Annotated in this window: 16 protein-coding genes, 1 tRNA gene and 1 pseudogene; 3 read left to right on the forward strand and 15 right to left on the reverse strand. The window is 64.7% G+C overall.

All coding sequences use genetic code 11. From position 1 onward, the window contains the following. The first annotated feature begins 99 nt into the window (after positions 1-99). Positions 100-957, forward strand: coding sequence for a pantoate--beta-alanine ligase (gene panC, locus MKP08_RS03145; protein WP_255750411.1), 858 nt, complete (start codon positions 100-102; stop codon positions 955-957). A gap of 81 nt (positions 958-1,038) precedes the next feature. Next, complete coding sequence (gene acs, locus MKP08_RS03150; RefSeq protein WP_241554844.1) at positions 1,039-3,006, forward strand: acetate--CoA ligase; 1,968 nt, start codon at positions 1,039-1,041, stop codon at positions 3,004-3,006. Positions 3,007-3,069: 63 nt separating this feature from the next. On the opposite strand, the gene MKP08_RS03155 is transcribed toward acs, so the two are convergent. The 13 genes and pseudogenes from MKP08_RS03155 to pepN all read right to left on the reverse strand — a co-directional run bounded on the left by MKP08_RS03155 (position 3,070) and on the right by pepN (position 17,455). After that, positions 3,070-3,903, reverse strand: coding sequence for a pirin family protein (locus tag MKP08_RS03155; protein ID WP_241554845.1), 834 nt, complete (start codon positions 3,901-3,903; stop codon positions 3,070-3,072). A gap of 75 nt (positions 3,904-3,978) precedes the next feature. Then, complete coding sequence (locus tag MKP08_RS03160; protein WP_241554846.1) at positions 3,979-6,168, reverse strand: xanthine dehydrogenase family protein molybdopterin-binding subunit; 2,190 nt, start codon at positions 6,166-6,168, stop codon at positions 3,979-3,981. Beyond that, on the reverse strand, positions 6,165-7,151 hold the full coding sequence (locus MKP08_RS03165; protein WP_241554847.1) for a xanthine dehydrogenase family protein subunit M: 987 nt from the start codon (positions 7,149-7,151) through the stop codon (positions 6,165-6,167). Before MKP08_RS03165 ends, MKP08_RS03160 begins: the two co-directional genes overlap by 4 nt. After that, positions 7,148-7,660, reverse strand: coding sequence for a 2Fe-2S iron-sulfur cluster-binding protein (locus tag MKP08_RS03170; RefSeq protein WP_373418065.1), 513 nt, complete (start codon positions 7,658-7,660; stop codon positions 7,148-7,150). The genes MKP08_RS03165 and MKP08_RS03170 overlap by 4 nt, the downstream gene beginning before the upstream one ends. 132 nt (positions 7,661-7,792) lie before the next feature. Next, a tRNA-Gly gene (locus tag MKP08_RS03175) sits at positions 7,793-7,866 on the reverse strand. A 48-nt stretch (positions 7,867-7,914) separates the two neighbouring features. Further along, a complete protein-coding gene (locus tag MKP08_RS03180; RefSeq protein ID WP_241554849.1) occupies positions 7,915-8,568 on the reverse strand; it encodes an OmpA family protein in 654 nt (217 codons plus the stop codon). A gap of 20 nt (positions 8,569-8,588) precedes the next feature. Next, complete coding sequence (locus MKP08_RS03185; RefSeq protein WP_241554850.1) at positions 8,589-10,442, reverse strand: sodium:proton antiporter; 1,854 nt, start codon at positions 10,440-10,442, stop codon at positions 8,589-8,591. A gap of 90 nt (positions 10,443-10,532) precedes the next feature. Then, positions 10,533-11,069, reverse strand: a pseudogene (locus tag MKP08_RS03190) (adenine phosphoribosyltransferase). Between the two features lie 19 nt (positions 11,070-11,088). After that, on the reverse strand, positions 11,089-11,976 hold the full coding sequence (locus MKP08_RS03195; RefSeq protein ID WP_215229471.1) for a cytochrome c1: 888 nt from the start codon (positions 11,974-11,976) through the stop codon (positions 11,089-11,091). Positions 11,977-11,998: 22 nt separating this feature from the next. Continuing rightward, positions 11,999-13,291, reverse strand: a complete 1,293-nt coding sequence (locus tag MKP08_RS03200) for a cytochrome b/b6 (protein WP_215229470.1) — start codon at positions 13,289-13,291, stop codon at positions 11,999-12,001. Positions 13,292-13,309: 18 nt separating this feature from the next. Then, positions 13,310-13,894 carry a ubiquinol-cytochrome c reductase iron-sulfur subunit gene (gene petA, locus MKP08_RS03205; protein WP_241554851.1) on the reverse strand — a complete coding sequence of 195 codons (585 nt, stop codon included), beginning with the start codon at positions 13,892-13,894 and terminating at the stop codon, positions 13,310-13,312. 143 nt (positions 13,895-14,037) lie between these two features. Further along, positions 14,038-14,808 (reverse strand): peptidoglycan editing factor PgeF, encoded by a 771-nt coding sequence (gene pgeF / locus MKP08_RS03210; RefSeq protein WP_241554852.1) that lies wholly within the window; start codon positions 14,806-14,808, stop codon positions 14,038-14,040. Further along, positions 14,801-17,455, reverse strand: coding sequence for an aminopeptidase N (pepN, locus tag MKP08_RS03215; protein ID WP_241554853.1), 2,655 nt, complete (start codon positions 17,453-17,455; stop codon positions 14,801-14,803). The genes pgeF and pepN overlap by 8 nt, the downstream gene beginning before the upstream one ends. 54 nt (positions 17,456-17,509) lie before the next feature. On the opposite strand from pepN, the gene MKP08_RS03220 reads away from it, so the two are divergent. Next, positions 17,510-18,292: an SDR family NAD(P)-dependent oxidoreductase gene (locus MKP08_RS03220; protein ID WP_241554854.1), complete on the forward strand. Its 783-nt coding sequence runs from the start codon at positions 17,510-17,512 to the stop codon at positions 18,290-18,292. Here the strand turns inward: MKP08_RS03220 and MKP08_RS03225 are convergent, their stop codons facing one another. After that, on the reverse strand, positions 18,293-19,249 hold the full coding sequence (locus MKP08_RS03225; RefSeq protein ID WP_241554855.1) for a DMT family transporter: 957 nt from the start codon (positions 19,247-19,249) through the stop codon (positions 18,293-18,295). Beyond that, entirely contained in the window at positions 19,246-20,241 is a 996-nt protein-coding gene (locus MKP08_RS03230; protein ID WP_241554856.1) for a low specificity L-threonine aldolase, read from the reverse strand. The genes MKP08_RS03225 and MKP08_RS03230 overlap by 4 nt, the downstream gene beginning before the upstream one ends. Positions 20,242-20,249 lie beyond the last annotated feature (8 nt).

A 20,249-nucleotide genomic window follows, 5' to 3' on the forward strand; every position in this document is an offset into this window, starting at 1 on the left:
GCTGCCCTTTTGTTCGAGAACATTTGCCCGCATGACCATGCCGGCGCTAGGGCGGCGGGCGTCGCGGTTGCGACAGGTTTTATCGAAGGGGCTATCGCCGTGCAAATCTTTGCCGAGCTCGATATGTTGAGAACAGCGGTCGCGGCCCTGCGCAAACGGCACGAAACGATCGCGCTGGTGCCGACCATGGGCGCGCTGCACGAAGGGCATCTGGCGCTGGTTCGCGCGGCTGCGGCGAAGGCTGACCGGGTGGTGGTGTCGATCTTCGTAAATCCGACCCAGTTCGGCCCGAACGAGGATCTCGACGCCTATCCGCGCCAGCTCGAACGCGACGCGACCCTGCTCGAGGCGGAGGACGTGTCGCTGCTGTGGGCGCCTTCTATCGAGCAAGTCTACCCGGAAGGCTTCGCCACCACGGTGAGCGTTGCTGGTGTCAGCGAGGGGCTGTGCGGGGCCAGCCGCCCGGGGCATTTCGATGGCGTGGCGACCGTCGTGTGCAAGCTTTTCAATCAGGTTCGGCCCGATCTGGCCGTGTTCGGTGAGAAGGACTGGCAGCAGCTCGCCGTCATCCGCCGCATGGCGCGCGATCTGGATCTCTCGCAGCCGCACGCCGACGCGATCATCGGTATCCCCACGGTGCGCGAGGCGGACGGTCTCGCGCTATCGAGCCGCAACCGGTACTTGAGCCCGGACGAGCGCGAACAGGCGACCGCGTTTCCCGCCGCTCTCACCCAAGCGGTCGCCGCGATCGAAAACGGTGTTTCGCCCGGCGACGCCCTGACCAGTGCGCGCGAACAGATCGAAGCGGCGGGCTTCGTCGTCGATTATGTCGATTTCGTCGATGCCGCCTCGCTTGCTCCGCTGCACCTACCGGGGGACAGAGCCGGCCGCCTCGTCGCGGCGGCACGGCTCGGTTCGACGCGCCTTATCGACAACATGGCGGTGGCGGCGCGATAGAGGAAGGCCCGCACCGGATCGTTGCGCCGGCAGCGCGGTTTCGATCATATGGAAAGAGTAATTCATACGGGAGAGACACAGATGAGCGAACCGCATGCCCCTTCGCCGACCGTACCGGTTCCGCAAAGTGCGAAGGATGGAACGCGCTGTTCGCTCCAGGAATACGGTGCACGCTACGATGCCAGCCTGTCCGACCCGGACGGCTTCTGGCTGGAGGAGGCGCGACGGCTCGACTGGTCGACCGAGCCGCAGAGCGCAGGCGATTGGAGCTTCGATCCAGTCGCGATCAAATGGTTCGCCGATGGGCGGCTCAACATCTGCCACAACGCGGTGGATCGCCATGTGAAGGCCGGTAACGGCGATCGCGTCGCGCTGATCTTCGAACCCGACGATCCCGAGGGCGAGGTACGCCGGATCACCTACGCCCAGCTACTGGCCGAAGTGATCCGCTGGGCCAACACGCTCAAGAAGCTGGGTGTCGCGAAAGGTGACCGGGTCACGATCTATATGCCGATGGTGCCCGAAGGCGCCTTCGCCATGCTCGCCTGCGCACGCATCGGCGCGGTGCATTCGGTGATCTTCGGCGGTTTCTCGCCCGAGGCGATCGCGGGCCGCGTGACCGACTGCGAAAGCGACTGGATCGTCACCGCGGACGAGGGCCTGCGCGGGGGCAAAACAATCCCGCTGAAAGCCAATGTTGATGCCGCACTGGAAAAGGCGAGGGCGAAGGGCGTGCTGGTGCTGCGCCATACCGGCGGCGATGTCACCATGATCGACGGTCGCGATCGCTGGTTCCACGAACTGAGCGAAGGCATATCGGATGAATGCCCATGCGAGGACATGGCGGCGGAAGACCCGCTGTTCATCCTCTACACCAGCGGCTCCACCGGCAAGCCCAAGGGTGTCGTCCATACTACCGGTGGCTATGCCGTTTGGACCGAGACCACTTTCCGATACGTGTTCGATTATTGCGAGGGCGAGGTTTACTGGTGCACCGCCGATATCGGCTGGATCACCGGTCACAGCTATATCGTCTACGGCCCGCTGCTGAACGGCGCGACCGCGCTGATGTTCGAAGGCGTGCCGAACTATCCGGACCACGATCGCTTCTGGCAGGTGTGCGAGAAGCACGACGTCGCCATCTTCTACACCGCGCCGACCGCGATCCGGGCCCTGATGCGCGAGGGGCGGGCCCATGTGAAGAAGCACGACCTATCCAAGCTGCGTCTGCTCGGAAGCGTGGGGGAGCCCATCAACCCGGAGGCTTGGCGCTGGTATCACGAAGTAGTCGGCGGCGGGCGCATCCCCATCGTCGACACCTGGTGGCAGACCGAGACCGGTGGCGTGATGATCACCACCCTGCGCGGCGCGCATGCGATGAAGCCGGGCAGCGCGGGAAAGCCCTTTTTCGGTGTCGCCCCTCAGCTGGTGGACAACGAGGGCGCGGTGCTGGCGGACGAGGACCGCGGCGGCGCGGCGGAGGGCAATCTGTGCATCACGCGTAGTTGGCCGGGCCAGGCACGCACCGTCTATGGCGATCACGACCGCTTCGTGCAGACCTATTTCAGCACTTACAAGGGTAAGTACTTCACCGGCGACGGGTGCCGCCGGGACGAGGACGGATATTACTGGATTACGGGCCGCGTCGACGACGTCATCAACGTCAGCGGGCACCGCATGGGTACCGCTGAAGTCGAAAGCGCGCTGGTTCTACACCCTAAAGTCTCGGAAGCCGCAGTCGTCGGCTTCCCGCACGATATCAAGGGCCAGGGCATTTACTGCTACGTCACGCTCAACGCGGGCGAGGAACCGGGCGAGGAACTCGAGACCGAACTGCGGCAGTGGGTGCGCAAGGAGATCGGGCCGATCGCGACACCGGACCATCTCCATTTTACCCCTGCCTTACCCAAGACGCGCAGTGGCAAGATCATGCGCCGCATCCTGCGCAAGATCGCGGAGAACGACTACGGCGCTCTCGGGGATACCTCGACGTTGGCGGACCCCGGAATCGTCGATTCGCTTATCGAAGGTCGCAAGAACCGGGACTGAGGGAAGGTGGGCGAGGCTAAGCGAAAAATCCGGGAGGCAATCGCGTAATCGCCCGGCGATCGATCAAGCGAATTCGCCGCGACGATAGGCCTCGAACGCTTCGACGATTTCCCGTTCGCTGTTCATCACGAACGGGCCATGCGCCACGATCGGTTCCCTGATCGGCTCTGCATGGCCGAGAAGAATCTGCACCCGCTCTTCGGCCGCGATGACCAAGTGCTCGCCACTGCCGAAGGTGGCGAGGTGATGCTCGGGGACCGTCGATCCGCCGGCCTTCGCTTCTCCGCGGATCGTATAGAAGAAAATCGTGTGATCGGACGGTATCGGCAGAGATATTTCGGACCCCGCCTCCAGGGTCAACGTTCCGAGCGCGATATCCGTCAGCGAATCCACAGGAGCACCGTCGAATCCAGAAACGGGTCGCAAGGTTGCTCCCTCCCCGAGATCCACTTCTGGAATGAGCTTGGCCGGTACCTCTCGATACGCGGGTTCGGTAAACTTCAAAGCCGCAGGGAGGTTGACCCAGAGCTGCAGTATTTCGAGCGGCCCACCCTGCGCTTTGAACGTGTCCGGCGAAAGTTCCGAATGGACGATGCCCGAACCGGCGGTCATCCATTGCACGCCGCCATCCTTCACCACGCTCTGCGCACCGCTACTGTCGCTATGCGCCAGACTTCCGGCGAGGACGAAGGTGACGGTCTCGAACCCCCGATGCGGGTGGGGTCCGAACGGCAGGCCGTGGTTTCGCGGAGGGTAAGTTTGCGGGCCATGATGGTTCAGGAACAGAAACGGGTCGAGATGCGGAACACCGCGCCCCGGGAGCGGGCGCCGGGTCGTGAGATCGGCGATGTCGTCCCGGATTGCAGGATAAATCGATAGGAGGGGTCGTTCGGTCATCGATCGGGTCCGGTTACGCGACACAAAGGCATGCATAAATATAACTGCGGCTTGTCCGCCAGCCGTTAGCCCACATCAGTCCGGCAGAGCGGCAAGCACTCGCTCCGGCGTCATCGGGTAATGATAGATGCGCGCGCCACTGGCATTGTAAATCGCATTCGCGATCGCCGCCGCGCCGCCGCACATCCCCAGTTCACCGATGCCCTTCGCCTGAATCGGGCTTGCGACCGGATCACGCTCTTCGAGCATGAGGACTTCGACATCGGCCACGTCACGGTTCACGGGCACGTGATATTCCGCGAGGTCGCAGTTCACGAGATGGCCGTCGACCGGGTCGAACAGCAACGCCTCGGTCAGCGCGACACCGATGCTCCAAGTGATTCCGCCCAGACATTGCGATCGGGCCGTCTTCTCGTTCAGCACCCGCCCGAAACCGAAGGCACCCAGCATCCGGTTGACACGGGTTTCGCCGGTAAAACGATTGACCCGAACCTCGGCGAAAAACGCGCCGAAACCGGACGCTGTATGGCTGTCAGAGATCTCGCCCGGCTCGTAATGCCCTTCTTCGGAGAGGTCTTCTCCGTCCAGCAATTCGGCCAGTGACTTGCCGCCGACCACTGCGCCATCGCGAAGCTCCATGCTTTCTTCGCTGGTGCCAACGCGCTGCGCAATCTTTTCGCGCAAGGCTTCGCACGCGACATAGACGGCCGACCCGATCGACGCAGCGCCCCAGCTTCCGCCCGAGCCCGGCCCCCTGGGATGATCCGTATCGCCCAGTTCGACCAGCACTTGCTCTACGGATAGGCCCAGCATCTCGCCGACGATCTGTGCGACGATGGTGTAGGTCCCGGTGCCGATGTCGGTCATATCGCTCTGAACCACGGCCGTGCCGTCGCTCTTCAAAGTCACGCGGGCCTTGGCTTCGCCGACATTGTGCACCCGCGCAGCGCTCGCCATTCCGGTGCCGATCCACCACTCGCCCTCGCGGCGCTGACGTGGTGTCCTGGGCCCACCGTCCCATCCGAACTTTTCCGCCCCTTCCCGCAGGCATTCTGCCAGTTTGCGCGAAGAGAAGGGAAGGTCCTCTTCCGGGTTGCGATCCGGAATATTCCGCAACCGCAATTCGACCGGATCGACGCCCGATTTTTCCGCGAGGACATCCATCGCGATTTCCAGCGCCGGCATCCCAACGGCTTCGCCCGGTGCGCGGACCGAACCGGCCGTCATCCTGTGAATGCGGGCGACTTCCAACTTCAGCTGCCGGTTCTCGCCCCCGTAAAGGAAATGCGAGGACTGGAGGACCGGCTCGGCGAATTCCTCACCCGGCAGATTGGAAACGAGCGCCTGGTGGCCGAAGCCGTCCAGCTGACCTTCCTCGTCACTCGCCAGGCGCAATCTCTGTGTCGTTTCGGACCGGCGCATGACGCACTGGAAGACTTGCTGGCGGCTCATCGCCACCCGCACCGGTCGCTTGAGTTCGCGCGCCGCGACCGCGGCCGCCACCGTCTCTTCGCTGATCCCGAGCTTCGACCCGAAGCCCCCGCCGACATAGCGGGATACGAGCCGGACATTCTCTTCCTTGATACCCAGGCTGTCCGCCAGTTCGGTGATGTTATAGTTCGGCATCTGCAGGGAGGCGTGGACCGTCAACCTGTCGCCAACCCATTCGGCGATCGCCGCGTGCGGCTCCATGGCCGCAGACGCGTGCCCTTCGGTTTTGACCTGCACATCGCTCGTATGCGCAGCACCCGCCATTGCTCCATCCAGATCGCCCTGGTTGACGGTCTCGTCTTCCTGCTCTTCCGGCGTGACGCCATCGGGGTCGAGCGGGGCCCCACTTGTCGCACGGTATTCGACCTTCAGGTGCTTTGCCGCATCGCGCGCCTGCTCGAAGGTTTCCGCGACAACCAGCGCGATCGGTTGGCCCCAATAGCAGACCGTGCGCGGATCCTGCTGAGGTGCCTCGTTGGCGGTGCCCTGCGCGGCGCGCGTGGTCAGGCGCTCGTCGTCGATAACCGCGATAACGCCGGGCATGGACATCACGCTGGCCGTGTCGATGGAAACCACCTCTCCATGGGTGATGCGTGAGGTGACGAGCACGCCTTCGGCCAGACCTTCGACCCGATATTCCGCCGCGTAGGGCGCAGTCCCGGTAACTTTCGCCAGCCCGTCGATGCGTGATATCGGCTTCCCGATGATCCCCTGCTTCATCTTGTCGAGCCGGTTCGAGGTGATGGGCTCATCCTGCTTGAGGTGCGCGCTCATAGTTCGGTCTCCGTCGCTTCGGCCAGCACCGCGACAAGCGTGCGCCGGGCAAGCGGTATCTTGAAATCGTTCTCGCCGTAGCCGCGTGCGTCCTCCAGCAGCATATCGGCCGCCTTGTCGAACAGCGCACGCGACGGTGCCTCTCCAATAAGAAGCTCCGACAGGCGCGGATCATACCACGGTTTGTGCGCAATCCCGCCGAAGGCGAGGTCGGCGCGGGTAATGGCGCCATCTTCCATGGCGACGATCGCCGCTACCGATACCAGCGCGAACGCGTAAGACGATCTCTCGCGCACCTTGCGATAAAGCTGTTTGCCGGGGACCGGCGCAGGAAGCGTGACAGCGGTGATAATGTCTCCGGTTTCCAGCACATTGTCGCGCCACGGCGTATCACCGGGCAGCAAGTGAAAGTCGCGCACTGGAACGGAGCGTTCGATGCCGTCAGCGCTTTCGATTTCGACCGTGGCGCCCAAGGCGCTCATCGCCACCGCCATGTCACCGGGGTAAGTTGCGATGCAATCGGGGCTGGTACCGAGGATGGCGTGCAAATGCGCTATCCCGTCGATGGCACCGCACCCCGATCCCGGCTCGCGCTTGTTGCATGGCTGGTCGATATTGGTGAAATAATAGCAGCGCGTTCGCTGGCAAAGATTTCCGCCGGTCGTGGCCCGGTTGCGCAATTGCTGCGTCGCTCCGGCCAGGATGGCGCGGGCGAGCACCGGATATTCCGCGCGCACCCGATCATGATTGGCCGTCGCGGTATTGGAGGCGAGCGCTCCGATGCGCAGACCGCCATCGGCACCATCCGCGATCTCGGTCATCCCAAGACGGTTGATATCGACCAAGCGCTCAGGTCGTTCCACCTGCAGCTTCATCAAGTCGAGGAGGTTGGTACCTCCCGCGATCGCGGTCGCATTTTCCGGGGCCGCAAGCTGGTGGGCGTGCGCGAGGCTGTCAGGCCGCTGGAAGTCGAACGGTCTCATCGGGCGTCTCCCTTGCCGGCTACATCCTGAATGGCGGCCACGATATTAGCGTAGGCTCCACAGCGACACAGATTGCCGCTCATTCGCTCGCGGATTTCCTCTGGCGTCGCCCGCATCTCGCCCTGCAGGTTCTCGCTCGCGTCGCTGGCGAAGCCGCCGGCGATCTCGTCGAGCATCGCGGTCGCAGAGCAAATCTGGCCCGGCGTGCAATAGCCGCACTGGTAGCCGTCATGCTCCACAAACGCGGTTTGCAACGACGACGGCGCCTCCGGCGTGCCCAGACCCTCGATCGTGGTCACGCTATCGCCATCGTGCATCGCAGCCAAAGTAAGGCAACTATTGATGCGCATACCGTTGACGATAACCGTGCACGCCCCGCATTGGCCATGGTCGCAGCCCTTTTTCGTGCCGGTCAAGCCAATGTGCTGGCGAAGAAAATCCAGTAGTGTGACACGGGGGTCATCCGGGACTGAATGCTCGGTTCCGTTTACGGTGATGGTATCGCTCACATGTGCCTCCATGGTATCCTAACCAACTGGAAGCATTTGGGGTCCGACTATCTTTCAGGGGCGGAATTCGCCACTGGAGGCACGGCTCGATCTCTCGTCGGGGAAGCTGTCGGCGATACACTAAGGAGAGACTGGAGCGGGTAAGGGGAATCGAACCCCTCTAGCTAGCTTGGAAGGCTAGAGCATTACCACTATGCTATACCCGCCCGGTCGGTTTGCATTGCCACCGGAGGGGCCGATCAGTCAACGTTCCTTTATTCCTGCGAAGGGGTTGGTTCGGCGCCGGGCTGGGTCGCATCAGGCGCAGCCGCGGCGCGGGCCGCATCCTTCTCCTGCGCGGACTGGGCTTCCTCGGCCGTCATGGTCGCACCCTCGGGCACCGCCACATGGATTTCGACGCGCCGATTTGCGGCTCGCCCCGGTTCGTTCGGTGTACCATCGGGTAGGGCATTGGGCTGAACCGGGTTCTGCTCTCCGAAAGCGATTACGGTCAGCCGTTCCTTTGCTACACCGTGATCGACCAGCCAGTCGCGCACCGCGTCGGCTCGCTCTTGCGACAGCTTCATATTCGCCTCGTTACGGCCTGAACTGTCGGAGTGTCCGCGTATCGTAATCGCCTGACCGCGCGCCAATTGCGGGGAGTCCAGAACATCCTGCAATTGGGTTTCCGCCTCAGGAGAAATCTCGGCCCCGGTGCTGCCGAAACCGATCGTCGCGTTCAGCGGCGCGAGAGGCACCATCGGCGCCTCCTCGATGTCGGGCCGGATGATGCTGACCGGGTCGGCGGAGGTCGGGGTCGATGTTTGCGTGGGAGCCGGTGAAGGATCGGCGTCCCTGCCATCGTCGCAGCCCGCAGCGCCAAGCACGAGAGCGGCCGCTGCGATGGTTATAAGGGGGGTGCGGTTCATCGGTCTTTTCCTCGAATCATTCATGCCGGCTGTGCCGGGCTCGCGCGTTTCGCTGCGCGTTTTGCTGCGGCGGCCTCGCGATCTCCTGGCTCGGGCGGGGAATAGGATATCACGATATCGCCAGCGCGCGGCTCGGGCCGGGCGGCATGCGTGAAGAAGCGCATTATGCCGCCTTCGCGCAACAGCAACAACATCTGCGCCCCGTCGGGCAGTTTCTCGCGCGCATCTTCGATCGAGAATTCGTCGGTCAGCTTGGTCCGGCGAAATTCCCATTTGTCCTGCTGTCGCTGGTGCACCTCGGCGACTCCGAAGCCGGCCTCGAACAGGGCTCGCCCGCGGAGCGAAGGCGGCAAGGCGCGATGATCCTCCTCGTCCGCATCGCCGAGCTGGTAGACGCTGTCGCGTCCCACCTCGTGCGCGAACTCGCTACAAACCAGCGCGTTGTAGGCCTCGTTCTCGGTCACCGCGACCAAGACCTGGTAAGGGTTGAGGTCGAGGTTGTGTTCGGTCGCCTCGTTCAGGATCTCGCCGTGATAATACGGCAATCCCTCACGGCGCGCAGCGGCGAGACGTTGCCAGCTCGAATCGACCACCATCACCGGAGTGTCCAAATCGTGCATCTGCTTGCCCAAAGCCACGCCCCACGGAGTGGAACCGACCACGAGCAGGCCGGGGCGGTTCGTGCCCTTTATCTTGAGCCACCGGGCGACGATGTCGACGGTGAAACCATGCGCCACAATGGTCGCCACGACCACCGCGAAGCTCAACCCGATCAGCAGATTTCCGTCGGTATAGCCAATTTCGTTCAGGCGCAGGGCGAACAGGCCCGAGATCGCGACCAGCACGATACCGCGCGGCGCGATCCAGGCGATGAACAATCGCTCGTTCCACGGAGTGGAGCTGCCGAGCAGTGAGACCAGGACCGTCACGGGGCGTACAAAGAAGAGCAGGACGAGTAAGAACGCGCCGAAGCGCCAGTTGAAATATTGGAGTTCGTCGAACTGGAGCGAGGACGACAGCAGGATGAATATGCCCGAGACCAGCAGGACCGCGATATTCTCCTTGAAGGGATGGATCGAGCGCAGGCTCGACATGTCCATGTTGGCGAGCGCGATGCCCATCACGGTCACCGCGACCAGCCCTGCTTCATGCTCGATCTTGTTCGAAAGTACGAACACTCCGATGACCACGCTGAAGAGTACCGGAACCTTCAGATATTCAGGCACCGCGCCGCGCGGGAAGAGGTAGGCGATTGCCGCTGCGGCGGCGTAGCCGATCACGCCCGCGATAACCGCCGCGATGAGAAGGGGCGGCACGACCTCGAGCAGCGAGGCCCCTGGTGCCTCGGCAACCTTGCGGAAATACTCGTAGGCGATCACGGCGCACAGCGCGCCGGTCGGATCATTCACGATCGCTTCCCACTTCAGAATCGAAGCGGGCCGGGTCTGAATGTTCGATTGCCTCAGCAGGGGAAGCACGACGGTCGGGCCGGTCACCACCAGGATGCCCCCGAACAGGATCGCTACCGGCCAGACGATGCCGGCAACGTAGAACCCGGCGGCCGATCCCAGCGCCCAACCTACCGCGACACCGATCGTGGCGAGTCGCCAGACGGCGTCGCCGGAATGGCGCAATTCGCGCAGGTCGAGGCTCAACCCTCCTTCGAACAGGATCAGTGCGACCCCGATGCTGATCATCGGCTCCAGCAGGTTACCGAAGGTTTCTTCCGGATTCAGGAAACCCAGGATCGGTCCGGCGAGGAAGCCGGCGGCCAGCATGAGGACGATGGCGGGCCAGTTGGTTCGCCAGGCGAGCCATTGCGCACCGATGCCGAGGACACCGATGATGGCGATAACGAGCGCTTCAGAATGCATGATGGCGTGGCTGTCCCCTCGGCCTTCGCTTGACCCTACTCCGAATGCGCGCGCGGGGCAAAGTATCCGCACCGCGTATGTAATGCCGCGTCATTCGCCCGGAAAGGTCATCAGGGCATCGACAGGGACAGCCTCTGCTCTGAGCCGCTGCGCACCGCCGAGATCGGGAAGGTCGATCGCGAATAGCGCGGCGCCGACGTGCGCGCCCGTGCGGCGCAGCAGATCGGTCGCGGCGAGTGCGGTTCCGCCGGTTGCGATAAGGTCGTCGACCAGAACCACCCGCGTCCCGGGCGGCACGGCCCCCGGATCGAGCTCCAGCCGATCGGTGCCGTATTCCAATGCGTAATCGACGGCGATGGTCGGCACCGGGAGCTTGCCCGGTTTGCGTACGGGCACGAAGCCCAGGCCCAGCTATACCGCCACTGCGGTGCCGAAGATGAAGCCGCGCGCCTCGATCCCGGCGATCAATTCCGCCTGATGCGCCCGCGCGCGTTCGGCAAGCAGCGCAACGGATGCCGCGAGCGCCTCGCCATTCGACAACAGCGTGGTGATGTCGCGGAACTGGATACCCGGCTTCGGAAAGTCGGGAACGGTGCGCACATGGCGCTCCAGTTCCGCCAGCGTCATGCCCGGCGCAGGACCGGCGTCAGTCAGTCCTGCTCGCCTTCTTCTTCGGCTTCACCGCCGCCCAGACGTGGTTCTTGGCGAAATAGGCCAGAACCGAGGCGAAGATGAGGAACAGGACGACCGGCCAGCCGGTCTGCTTGCGCTTCACCAGCTTCGGCTCCGCAGTCCAGGTCAGGAACGCCGAAACGTCCTTCGACATCTGGGGAATGGTGGCCTTGGTGCCGTCGTCGTAGGTCACCTGGCCTTCACTCGTCAGCGGCGGCGGCATGCCGATCGCCAGCGCCGAGAAGTAGGGATTGAAATAGGTCCCCGGCGGAACCGACCAGTCCGGGAACGCCTCGTGCAGGGATTCGCCGTTCTCGAGCTTGAAGGTCGCAGGATCGCGGTAGCCGGTCAGCAGCGAATAAACGTAATCCGTGCCGTCCTCGCGCGCCTTGGTGATCAGCGAGAGATCGGGCGGCACCTTCCCGCCATTGGCCGCCTTGGCGGCGACCTCGTTCGGATAAGGCGACGGGAAATAGTCGGTCGGGGTCGCGGCCCGGCTCGTTTCCTCGCCCGTGTCCGGGTTTACACCGGGAACCTGCACGCTTGCCGCGATCGCCTTCACCTGGCCCTCGTCGTAGCCGAGTTCGCCCAGATCGCGGAACGCGACGAATTTCATCGAGTGGCAGGCGGCGCACACTTCCTTGTACACCTTGTACCCGCGCTGGAGCTGCGCCAGGTCCCAGGTGCCGACCGGCCCCGTGAACGAATAGCCGCCCTCCGGCTCGTGCGGATGCAGGTGGAATACGTGGTCGACGCTTTCGGGCGTCGGATCGGTCGCGGCGGTATACGCGCCGGATATGAAGGCCAGCAGCACGACAAGTGTAAATACGAGCCCTGCGGCGATACCAAATAGGCGGATCATCGTGTGGTCTTTCCCTGTCGCGTCATACCGCCGGAGAGGCGTTCTCGCCCTTCACCGGCGTCTTGTCGGAGCCCAGCACCGCCTCGGTAATGGATAGCGGCAGCGGCTCGGGCCGCTCGATCGACGATACGATCGGCAAGATCACGAGGAAGTGGAGGAAGTAATACGCGGTCGCGATCTGGCTCAGCATCACATAGGGCTCCTCCGCCGGCGCGCCGCCGCAATAGAACAGCACGGCCATCGCGGGGATCAGCCCGAACCAGAAGAACTTGCGGAACAGCGGGCGGTAGTGGCCGCTGCGCACCGGCGACTTGTCGAGCCAGGGCAGGAAGAACCAGCACAAGATCGCGCTGAACATCGCGAGCACACCCCACAGCTTCGCCGGCAGGATGAAGTCGAAGGTAAAGGCGCGCAAGATCGCATAAAACGGCCAGAAGTACCATTCGGGCACAATGTGTGCCGGCGTCGAAAGCGGGTTCGCCTCGATATAGTTGTCCGGGTGGCCGAGATAGTTCGGCAGGAAGAACACAAACAGCGTGTAGATAATGAGGAAAATGCCGAGCCCGAACCCGTCCTTCGCCGTGTAGTACGGATGGAACGGCACGGTGTCCGCTTCGCTCTTCACCTCGACCCCGGTCGGGTTGGACGACCCGGGGATGTGCAGCGCCCAGATGTGCAGGATCACGACGCCCGCGATCACGAAGGGCAGCATGAAGTGGAGCGAGAAGAAGCGGTTCAGCGCGGCGTTGTCAGGCGCGTAGCCGCCGAGCAGCCAGACCTGGATCGGCTCACCCACCAGCGGAATCGCGCCGAACAGGCCGGTGATGACCTTCGCCCCCCAGAAGCTCATCTGGCCCCAAGGCAGGACGTAGCCCATGAAGGCGGTCGCCATGGTGAGGAGGAAGATCACCACGCCGAGCAGCCAGATCATCTCGCGCGGCGCCTTGTAGCTCGAGTAGAAGAACCCGCGGAAGATGTGGAGATAGATCACCACGAAGAAGAAGCTTGCCCCGTTGGCGTGCGCGTAACGCAGCATCCAGCCCCAGTTGACGTCGCGCATCAGGTGCTCGACCGAGGCGAAGGCGACATTGGCGTTGGCGGCATAGTGCATCGCCAGGACCACGCCGGTGACGATCTGCAGCATCAGGCAGAACCCGGCCAGGACGCCGAAATTCCACATGTAATTGAGGTTGCGCGGCACAGGATAGCCGGCGCCCACCGCACCATAGACGAGGCGCGGCAGCGGCAGCTTCTCGTCGAGATACCGCATCAGCGGATTGGACGGAGTGTATTCCTTGGCCCAGGCGAAGCTCATGGTCGGTCTTTCTCTGCCTTACCCGACGGTGACGGTCGTGTCGGAGGTGAATTCGTAATCCGGAACCTCGAGGTTCTTCGGCGCCGGCCCCTTCCGGATGCGCGCGGCGGTGTCGTAGCTGGAGCCGTGGCAGGGGCAGAAATAGCCGCCGAACTCGCCGCGGTTCTCGCCCTCGCCCGCGCCCAGCGGAACGCAGCCGAGATGGGTGCAGACGCCCATGGTGATGAGCATGTCCTCATGCCCTTCCTTGGTCCGTTCGGCCAAGGTCTGCGGATCGCGCAGCGCGGACAACGGCACCGCGTTGGCTTCGGCGATTTCCTTGGGCGTGAGGCGGCGCACGAACAGGGGCTGTTTACGGAAAACCGCCTTGATCGCCTGCCCGGCCTCGATCTTGGAAACGTCCACCTCGGTGCTCGCCTCGGCCAGCACGTCGGCGGACGGTGCCATCTGGCTCACCAGCGGATAGACCACCGCGAGCGCACCGACACCGCCTGCGCTGATCGCGGCGATGTTGATGAAATCGCGGCGACGGAACGTGTCGCCGTGCGTTTCGGAAATGTCGGTCGCCTGGTCCGCCGTGGCGGTTCCCGAAGTCTCAACCATCAGTTCTGCCTTGCCCTCGGCGCGAAAAATGCGCCCGTGATCTTACCCATATCGGCTGCGGATGGAGAACCCGGACCGCCGCTTTGCGGGCGCTACTAGCTGCTAGAGGGCGCTAAGCCAACCGCCTTTTGACCGTCAAGTGGCTAGGCCGGTGGCAGACCGATGACAGACCCCTGCCGTCCGTAGCTCGCCTCTCGCAGATGGGTGGCACGGCGATAGGAATAAAACAGCGCCGGTTCGGCGTAGGTGTCGCGCCCGATGACCTCGACCCGGCCGACACCGGATCGCTCCAGACGATCGGCCACGAAACCTGCCAGATCGAATTGCCACCGGTCGTCCTCCCCGGTTTCGAAGAACCGGTGCGCCTCGGCGGGGAAAGCTGCCCGCATGTCCGGGCCGACCTCGTAACTCGCCTGCGCTATGCACGGGCCGACCGCGGCGCAAATGTCGGATTTGCGCGCGCCCAGGCGGACCATCGCCGCGACCGTGTTCCCGATGACGCCACCGAGCGCGCCCCGCCATCCGGCGTGCGCCGCGGCGACCACGCCCGCGCCTGGGTCGGCGAGAAGCACCGGCGCGCAATCGGCGGTCACGATACCCAGCAACAGGCCCGGCGTCGCCGTGACCAGGGCATCGGCCCGCGGCCGATCATCCCCACCGACAGGCCCCTCGACGAGCGCGGCGTCGGGGGAATGCACCTGATAAGGCATCGCAAGTTCGGCCCCGGGAAGGATCGCCGCGATCGCGCGACGGCGGTTTTCCGCCACCGCCTCCGGATCGTCCCCCGCCCCCGTACCGAATTGAAGCCCGGACAGCTCCCCGGCGGACACTCCGCCGCGCCGAGTCAGGAACCCGTGCGGGACATTCCCGAGCACCGCGGCGCGCAGCGGCTCTACCTGTTCGGCGTCAACCAAGGCTGCGGGTGACCTGCTCGAAAGTGTCGCGCGACAGGTTCGGTGCCGCCGCGATCCGTTCCAGTTCCCCGCGCATCAGTGCCGCGCGACCCGGCTCGATCCGCCGCCAGCGGCCGAGCGACGGCACGAAGCGCGCCGCGGTCTGCGGGTTGATCGGGTCGAGGGCCAAGATCAGGTCGGCGATCATGCGATAGCCCCGGCCATCGGCACTATGGAAGGCGTGGGGGTTGCCCGCAAAGGCCATGTAGAGCGCACGGACCCGATTCGGATTGCGCAGGGTGAAGTCGGGATGATCGGCCAGCGCCTCGACGTGTTCGAGAACATCAGGGTGAGTGGAGATCGCCTGCAGCGTGAACCATTTGTCGATCACCAGCGCATCGCCTTCGAACCGCCGATAAAAATCGTCCAGCGCGGCCTGGCGTTCCGGCACATCGAGGCCCGCCAGCACCAGCAACGCGCTCTGGCGGTCGGTCATGTTGTCGGCGCGCTCGTACTGCGTCATCGCGCGTCTGGCCGAACCGGCCGGATCGGCGGCAGCGAGATAGACGAGCGCCTGCCCCTTCACCTTGCGCGCACCCTTGGCGGCGGCATCCAGACCGAACGGAACCGCGCTCGTGCGGTCGTGATGCGCGCCGAGCTGGGTCGCGAATCGCTCCCCCACCCAGGCCTTCAGCGCCTCTCGCTCCTCGTGAATGAGGCCCGGATCGGCGATCTCGATCTGCTCCGCGAGGTAGGATTGTGTCGGCAGGCTGATGAGTTCGCCACGCATCGAATCGTCGAGCTGGTCGTCGGCCAGGATCGCCCCGAACGCTTCGCCGATCGCCTCGCGCCCGCTACCGCGTTCGGTATCGGACAGTCGGCCCTCGACCGCCGCGACCAGATGACCAACGAGCAGTTCCTGCATCGCCTCGTAGCGCGCGAAGGAATCGTCGTCCTTCGCGGCGAGAAAAACGAGGTCGGCGGGCGAGACGCTGCGATGGATCGACACCGGTGCCGAATAGCCGCGATTGATCGACAGAACCGGCGGCTGCGCAAATCCGTCGTAGCGGATTTCCGCCTCGGCTTCGTCGAGCACGAGCAATTGCTCGCCCCGGTGGGTGCCGGTTTCACGGTCGAACAGCGCCAGCTTGAGCGGAATCGGCATCGGCTCTTTCTCGGGCTGGTCCGGGGTGGCGGGCACGCTCTGTCGCAGCGAGAGGATCGCGGTGTCGCCTTCATGCCGGAGCGCAACGTCGACGCGGGGCGTGCCGGCCTGCGAATACCACAGGCGGAACTGCCCGAGGTCGAGCCCGGCCCCATCCTCGATCGCCTTCACGAAATCCTCGCACGTCGCCGCCTCGCCGTCGTGCCGCTCGAAATAGAGGTCGGTGCCTTCCCGGAACCGCTCGGGACCCGCCATGGTCCGCATCATACGAATGACCTCGGCCCCCTTGTTGTAGACCGTGGCGGTGTAGAAATTGCTGATCTCGCGATAGCTGTCGGGCCGGATCGGGTGGGCCAGCGGCCCCGAATCCTCGGGGAACTGGACGCTGCGCAGCACCCGGACATCCTCGATCCGCTTCACCGCCTCGCCCTGCATCGCCTGGCTGAACAGCTGGTCGCGCAACACGGTGAAGCCTTCCTTCAGGCTCAGCTGGAACCAGTCGCGGCAGGTGATGCGGTTGCCCGACCAGTTGTGAAAATATTCGTGGCCTATCACGCCCTCGATCGCCTCGAAATTGCCGTCAGTCGCGGTCTCGTAGTCCGCCAACACGTATTTGGTGTTGAAGACGTTGAGCCCCTTGTTCTCCATCGCCCCCATGTTGAAATCCGAAACCGCGACGATGTTGAACACGTCGAGATCGTATTCGCGCCCGAACGCTTCCTCGTCCCACTTCATCGAGCGCTTGAGCGATTCCATCGCATGTTCGGTGCGCGGCAGATCCTCGGCGCGCACCCAGATGGCGAGGTCGACCTCGCGCCCGCCCATGGTGGTGAAGCTGTCACGCCGCGCCTCCAGCTGGCCCGCGACCAAGGCGAACAGATAGCTCGGCTTGGGCCACGGATCGTGCCATTCGGCCCAGTGGCGCCCACCCTCCGCCTCGCCCGCATCCGTGCGGTTTCCGTTCGCGAGCAGGACGGGAAAGGTTTCCGCCCGTCCTTCCATGCGCACGGTATAGGTGGAAAGGACATCGGGACGGTCGGGGAAGAAGGTAATCCGACGGAACCCTTCCGCCTCGCACTGCGTGCACAGCATCCCGTTCGAGGCATAAAGCCCCATCAGCTGGGTATTGGCGGACGGGTCGATCTCGGTCTCGATCGCAACCGTGTGCGCCTCGCCCGTCAACGGGACGTCCAGATCGTCGCCGACCATGGCGAAATCGTTCACTGCGTTCCCGTCGACCGTAATCGAAATGGGAGTGAGGCCATCGCCGTTGAGACGCAGCACGCTGTCGGGCGCTGCTGCCGGATTGCGCTCCACCGTCAGCGTACTGCGCACTTTCGTCCGCTCCAGCCCCAGATCGAACTCCAGTCGCGTCTCCGGCACGAGCCAAGCGAAGGGCGTGTAGTCCTCCCGCCGGATGATCGGCGGCTGCTTGGGTTCGGGTGGCGCATCGGCCAGCTGGGGGTTGCCGTCGGGAGTCGATGGGGTGCGGGCGATATCCATGGCGGTGTCGGTTACTCCCTTTCGCGAAGCGGTCGATAGGCTAGAATGCGCAGCATGGCGCAATTGTTCATTTTCGGCCTCGGCTATACCGCGAAGCGAATCGCGGATGCGGCAGAGGGGCTCGGCTGGGATGTAGTGTCGACCGGCTCGGACGGAACCCTGCAGTTCGACGACGAGACCGCGGTGCGCGATGCGCTGGCCGGATCGGCAGCGGTTCTTTCATCGGTTCCGCCGGACCGCGACACCGGCGGCGATCCGGTGCTGGAGCGCTATGGCGATGCGCTGTCGCAGGACTGGCTCGGCTATCTGTCGTCGACCGGGGTCTATGGCGATGCGCAGGGCGCATGGGTGGACGAGGGCACGCCTGCGGGCGGCGGACGGCGCAGCGCGCGGACCGAATGCGACGCGGCGTGGATCGATCGCGGCGCGCGTGTCTTTCGCCTGCCCGGCATCTATGGCCCGGAGCGCAGCGCGCTCGACCGGGTCCGCGCGGGCAAGGCGCATCGCATCGACCTGCCGGGCCAGGTCTTCAGCCGCATCCACGTCGACGATATCGTGAGCGGCGTGATCGCGGCGCTGACGGGCGATGCCCCCGCCGGTGCCTACAATCTCGGCGACGATCTGCCCGCCAGCCACAACGCCGTCACCGAGGAAGCGTGTCGCCTGCTCGGGCTCGACCCGCCGCCGCTGCAGACGATGGACGAGGCCGGGCTGAGCGAAATGGCGCGCGGCTTCTACGCGGAGAACCGCCGCGTCGCCAACGGCAAGGCAAAGCGGGTGCTCGACTGGCGGCCGCGCTATCCGACCTTTCGCGAGGGATTGCGCGGCTTGATCTAACTACTCCCCGCCCGCCGCGACCGGGCGCGGCGGTACCGAATGGCGCGAGCGCAGTGCGATGACGAGCCCAACCAGCGCCAGAATGGCCCCGCTGATGGTGACCGCGTTCCAGTGGTAATCCTCGAAAAGGGTCGACAGCACCATCGCCACGGTCACCGTCACGATTCCGTTATAAGCCGCCTTGCCCGCCCCGATCTGGCGTACGAGATTGTAATGCAGCGGGAAGGTAACCACCGAGCCTGCCAAGGCGAGCCACGCGATCCCGCCCCAGTAGCCCGCCGAGGTCGGGAAGGTCGGTGGCCCGGCCGTCGCCCAGGCGAGCGCGAAGTCGAGGATCGTGCCGTAGAGCATCGACCAGGCGAGCAGGCTGACCATCGGCAACCGCCGCCCCGCCTCGTTCGCCTGCACCACATTGGCGAAGCTGGCCGACAGCATCCCGCCCACAGCCAGCGCGATGCCAACCCATATGCCGCCCCCGACATCCGAGAATGGCGGCGCGGTCCGCCCTTCGTGGATCAGCAGCAGCGCGATGCCTGCGCCTGCGACCAGACTGCCGATCACGAAGCCGCGCGTGATCTTCTGCCCCAGCATCAGGCGCCCGAATACCGCGTTCGGCACCATCAGCATGCCGAACATCACCGCGACGATGCCGGAAGTGAGGTGCAGTTCCGCCCGGTAGACGAAGTTGAAATTCATGCAGAACTGCGCCAGTCCGATTACCAGCGCCAGCATCTGCCCCTGCAGCCCGATGGACAGGCTGCGTCGCATCACAACGGCGACCAGAAACATCGCCGGGGTCGCGAGCAGGAACCGCCACGCGATCGACCAGCTGGCCGCGACCCCGTCGATCTGCCCGGTAATGACGAGCCAGGTGGAGCCCCAGATGGTGCCGGTCAGCAGGAACGGGACCAGCACCCGCCAGCTCAGAAAGGGCGGATGCGCCGGTTGAGAGGTCACAGCGCGGCGATCGCTCGGCCGAGCGCGCGGGCAGCCTCCTGGTCGCTGTCCCACGCCGCGACGAAGCGCGCGGCATCGCCGCCCCAGTCGTAGAACTCGTAGCCCTGCCCGCGCAGCTCTTCACGCTCGGCAGGGGTCAGCGTCACGAACACCTCGTTCGCCTCGACCGGGTGGAGCAGGCGCTCGCTTGCTTCCGCCGCAATCGCCTGCGCCGCTGCATTCGCCGCACGCGCGTTCTCCAGCCACAGCCCGTCCTCGACCATGGCCAGCAATTGCGCGGCGAGGAAGCGCCCCTTCGATTGAAGATGCCCCGCCCGCTTGCGGCGATAGCGTACCACATCGGCGAGCGCGGGGTCGAAGAACACGATCGCCTCCGCGCTCATCGCACCGTTCTTTACGCAGCCGAAACTGAGCGCATCGGCCGGCCCCGCAGCCTCCGCGGGTGTGCAATCGAGGAAGGCGACGGCATTGGCGAACCGCGCGCCATCGACGTGCAGACGCAAATTCCGGTCCCGCGCCAGGGTGCCGATCGCCGCGAGTTCTTCCGGACGATAGGCGCGCCCGTACTCGCTCGCCTGGGTGACCGAGATCGCATGGGGCTGAACCTGATGCACATCGTTGCGGATGGGGTCGATCACCTGTGCGATCGTCTCGGGCGTGAGCTTTGCACCCTCTCCTTCGGCCAGCATCAGCTTCGCACCGTGGAGGTAGAAGCCGGGCGCGCCGCCCTCGTCCGCCTCGATATGCGCCTCGCGGTGGCACACGACGCCGCCATGCGGCGGCACCATGGCCGACAGCGCGAGACAGTTCGCCGCGGTCCCGGTCGCGACCCACAGCACCGCGACCTCGCGCCCGAACAGTGCGCCGAACGCTGCATCCAGCCGCTGCGAGATCGCATCGCCATCGTATGGCGTGTCCGTCGCGTCGGCAGCGCGCATCGCCTCCCACACCTGGGGATGAACGCGGGCGGCATTGTCGGACAGGAAACGCATGGAACGCC

Source organism: Erythrobacter sp. LQ02-29 (assembly GCF_022576075.2).
Lineage (GTDB): Bacteria > Pseudomonadota > Alphaproteobacteria > Sphingomonadales > Sphingomonadaceae > Alteriqipengyuania.

Coding starts and splice junctions, on each gene's coding strand:
- MKP08_RS03180 (WP_241554849.1), bottom strand. CDS start 8,568: ATGAACCGCACCCCCCTTATAACCATCGCAGCGGCCGCTCTCGTGCTT.
- MKP08_RS03200 (WP_215229470.1), bottom strand. CDS start 13,291: ATGAGCTTCGCCTGGGCCAAGGAATACACTCCGTCCAATCCGCTGATG.
- MKP08_RS03230 (WP_241554856.1), bottom strand. CDS start 20,241: ATGCGTTTCCTGTCCGACAATGCCGCCCGCGTTCATCCCCAGGTGTGG.
- MKP08_RS03155 (WP_241554845.1), bottom strand. CDS start 3,903: ATGACCGAACGACCCCTCCTATCGATTTATCCTGCAATCCGGGACGAC.
- petA (WP_241554851.1), bottom strand. CDS start 13,894: ATGGTTGAGACTTCGGGAACCGCCACGGCGGACCAGGCGACCGACATT.
- MKP08_RS03195 (WP_215229471.1), bottom strand. CDS start 11,976: ATGATCCGCCTATTTGGTATCGCCGCAGGGCTCGTATTTACACTTGTC.
- acs (WP_241554844.1), top strand. CDS start 1,039: ATGAGCGAACCGCATGCCCCTTCGCCGACCGTACCGGTTCCGCAAAGT.
- MKP08_RS03165 (WP_241554847.1), bottom strand. CDS start 7,151: ATGAGACCGTTCGACTTCCAGCGGCCTGACAGCCTCGCGCACGCCCAC.
- MKP08_RS03160 (WP_241554846.1), bottom strand. CDS start 6,168: ATGAGCGCGCACCTCAAGCAGGATGAGCCCATCACCTCGAACCGGCTC.
- MKP08_RS03220 (WP_241554854.1), top strand. CDS start 17,510: ATGGCGCAATTGTTCATTTTCGGCCTCGGCTATACCGCGAAGCGAATC.
- pepN (WP_241554853.1), bottom strand. CDS start 17,455: ATGGATATCGCCCGCACCCCATCGACTCCCGACGGCAACCCCCAGCTG.
- MKP08_RS03185 (WP_241554850.1), bottom strand. CDS start 10,442: ATGCATTCTGAAGCGCTCGTTATCGCCATCATCGGTGTCCTCGGCATC.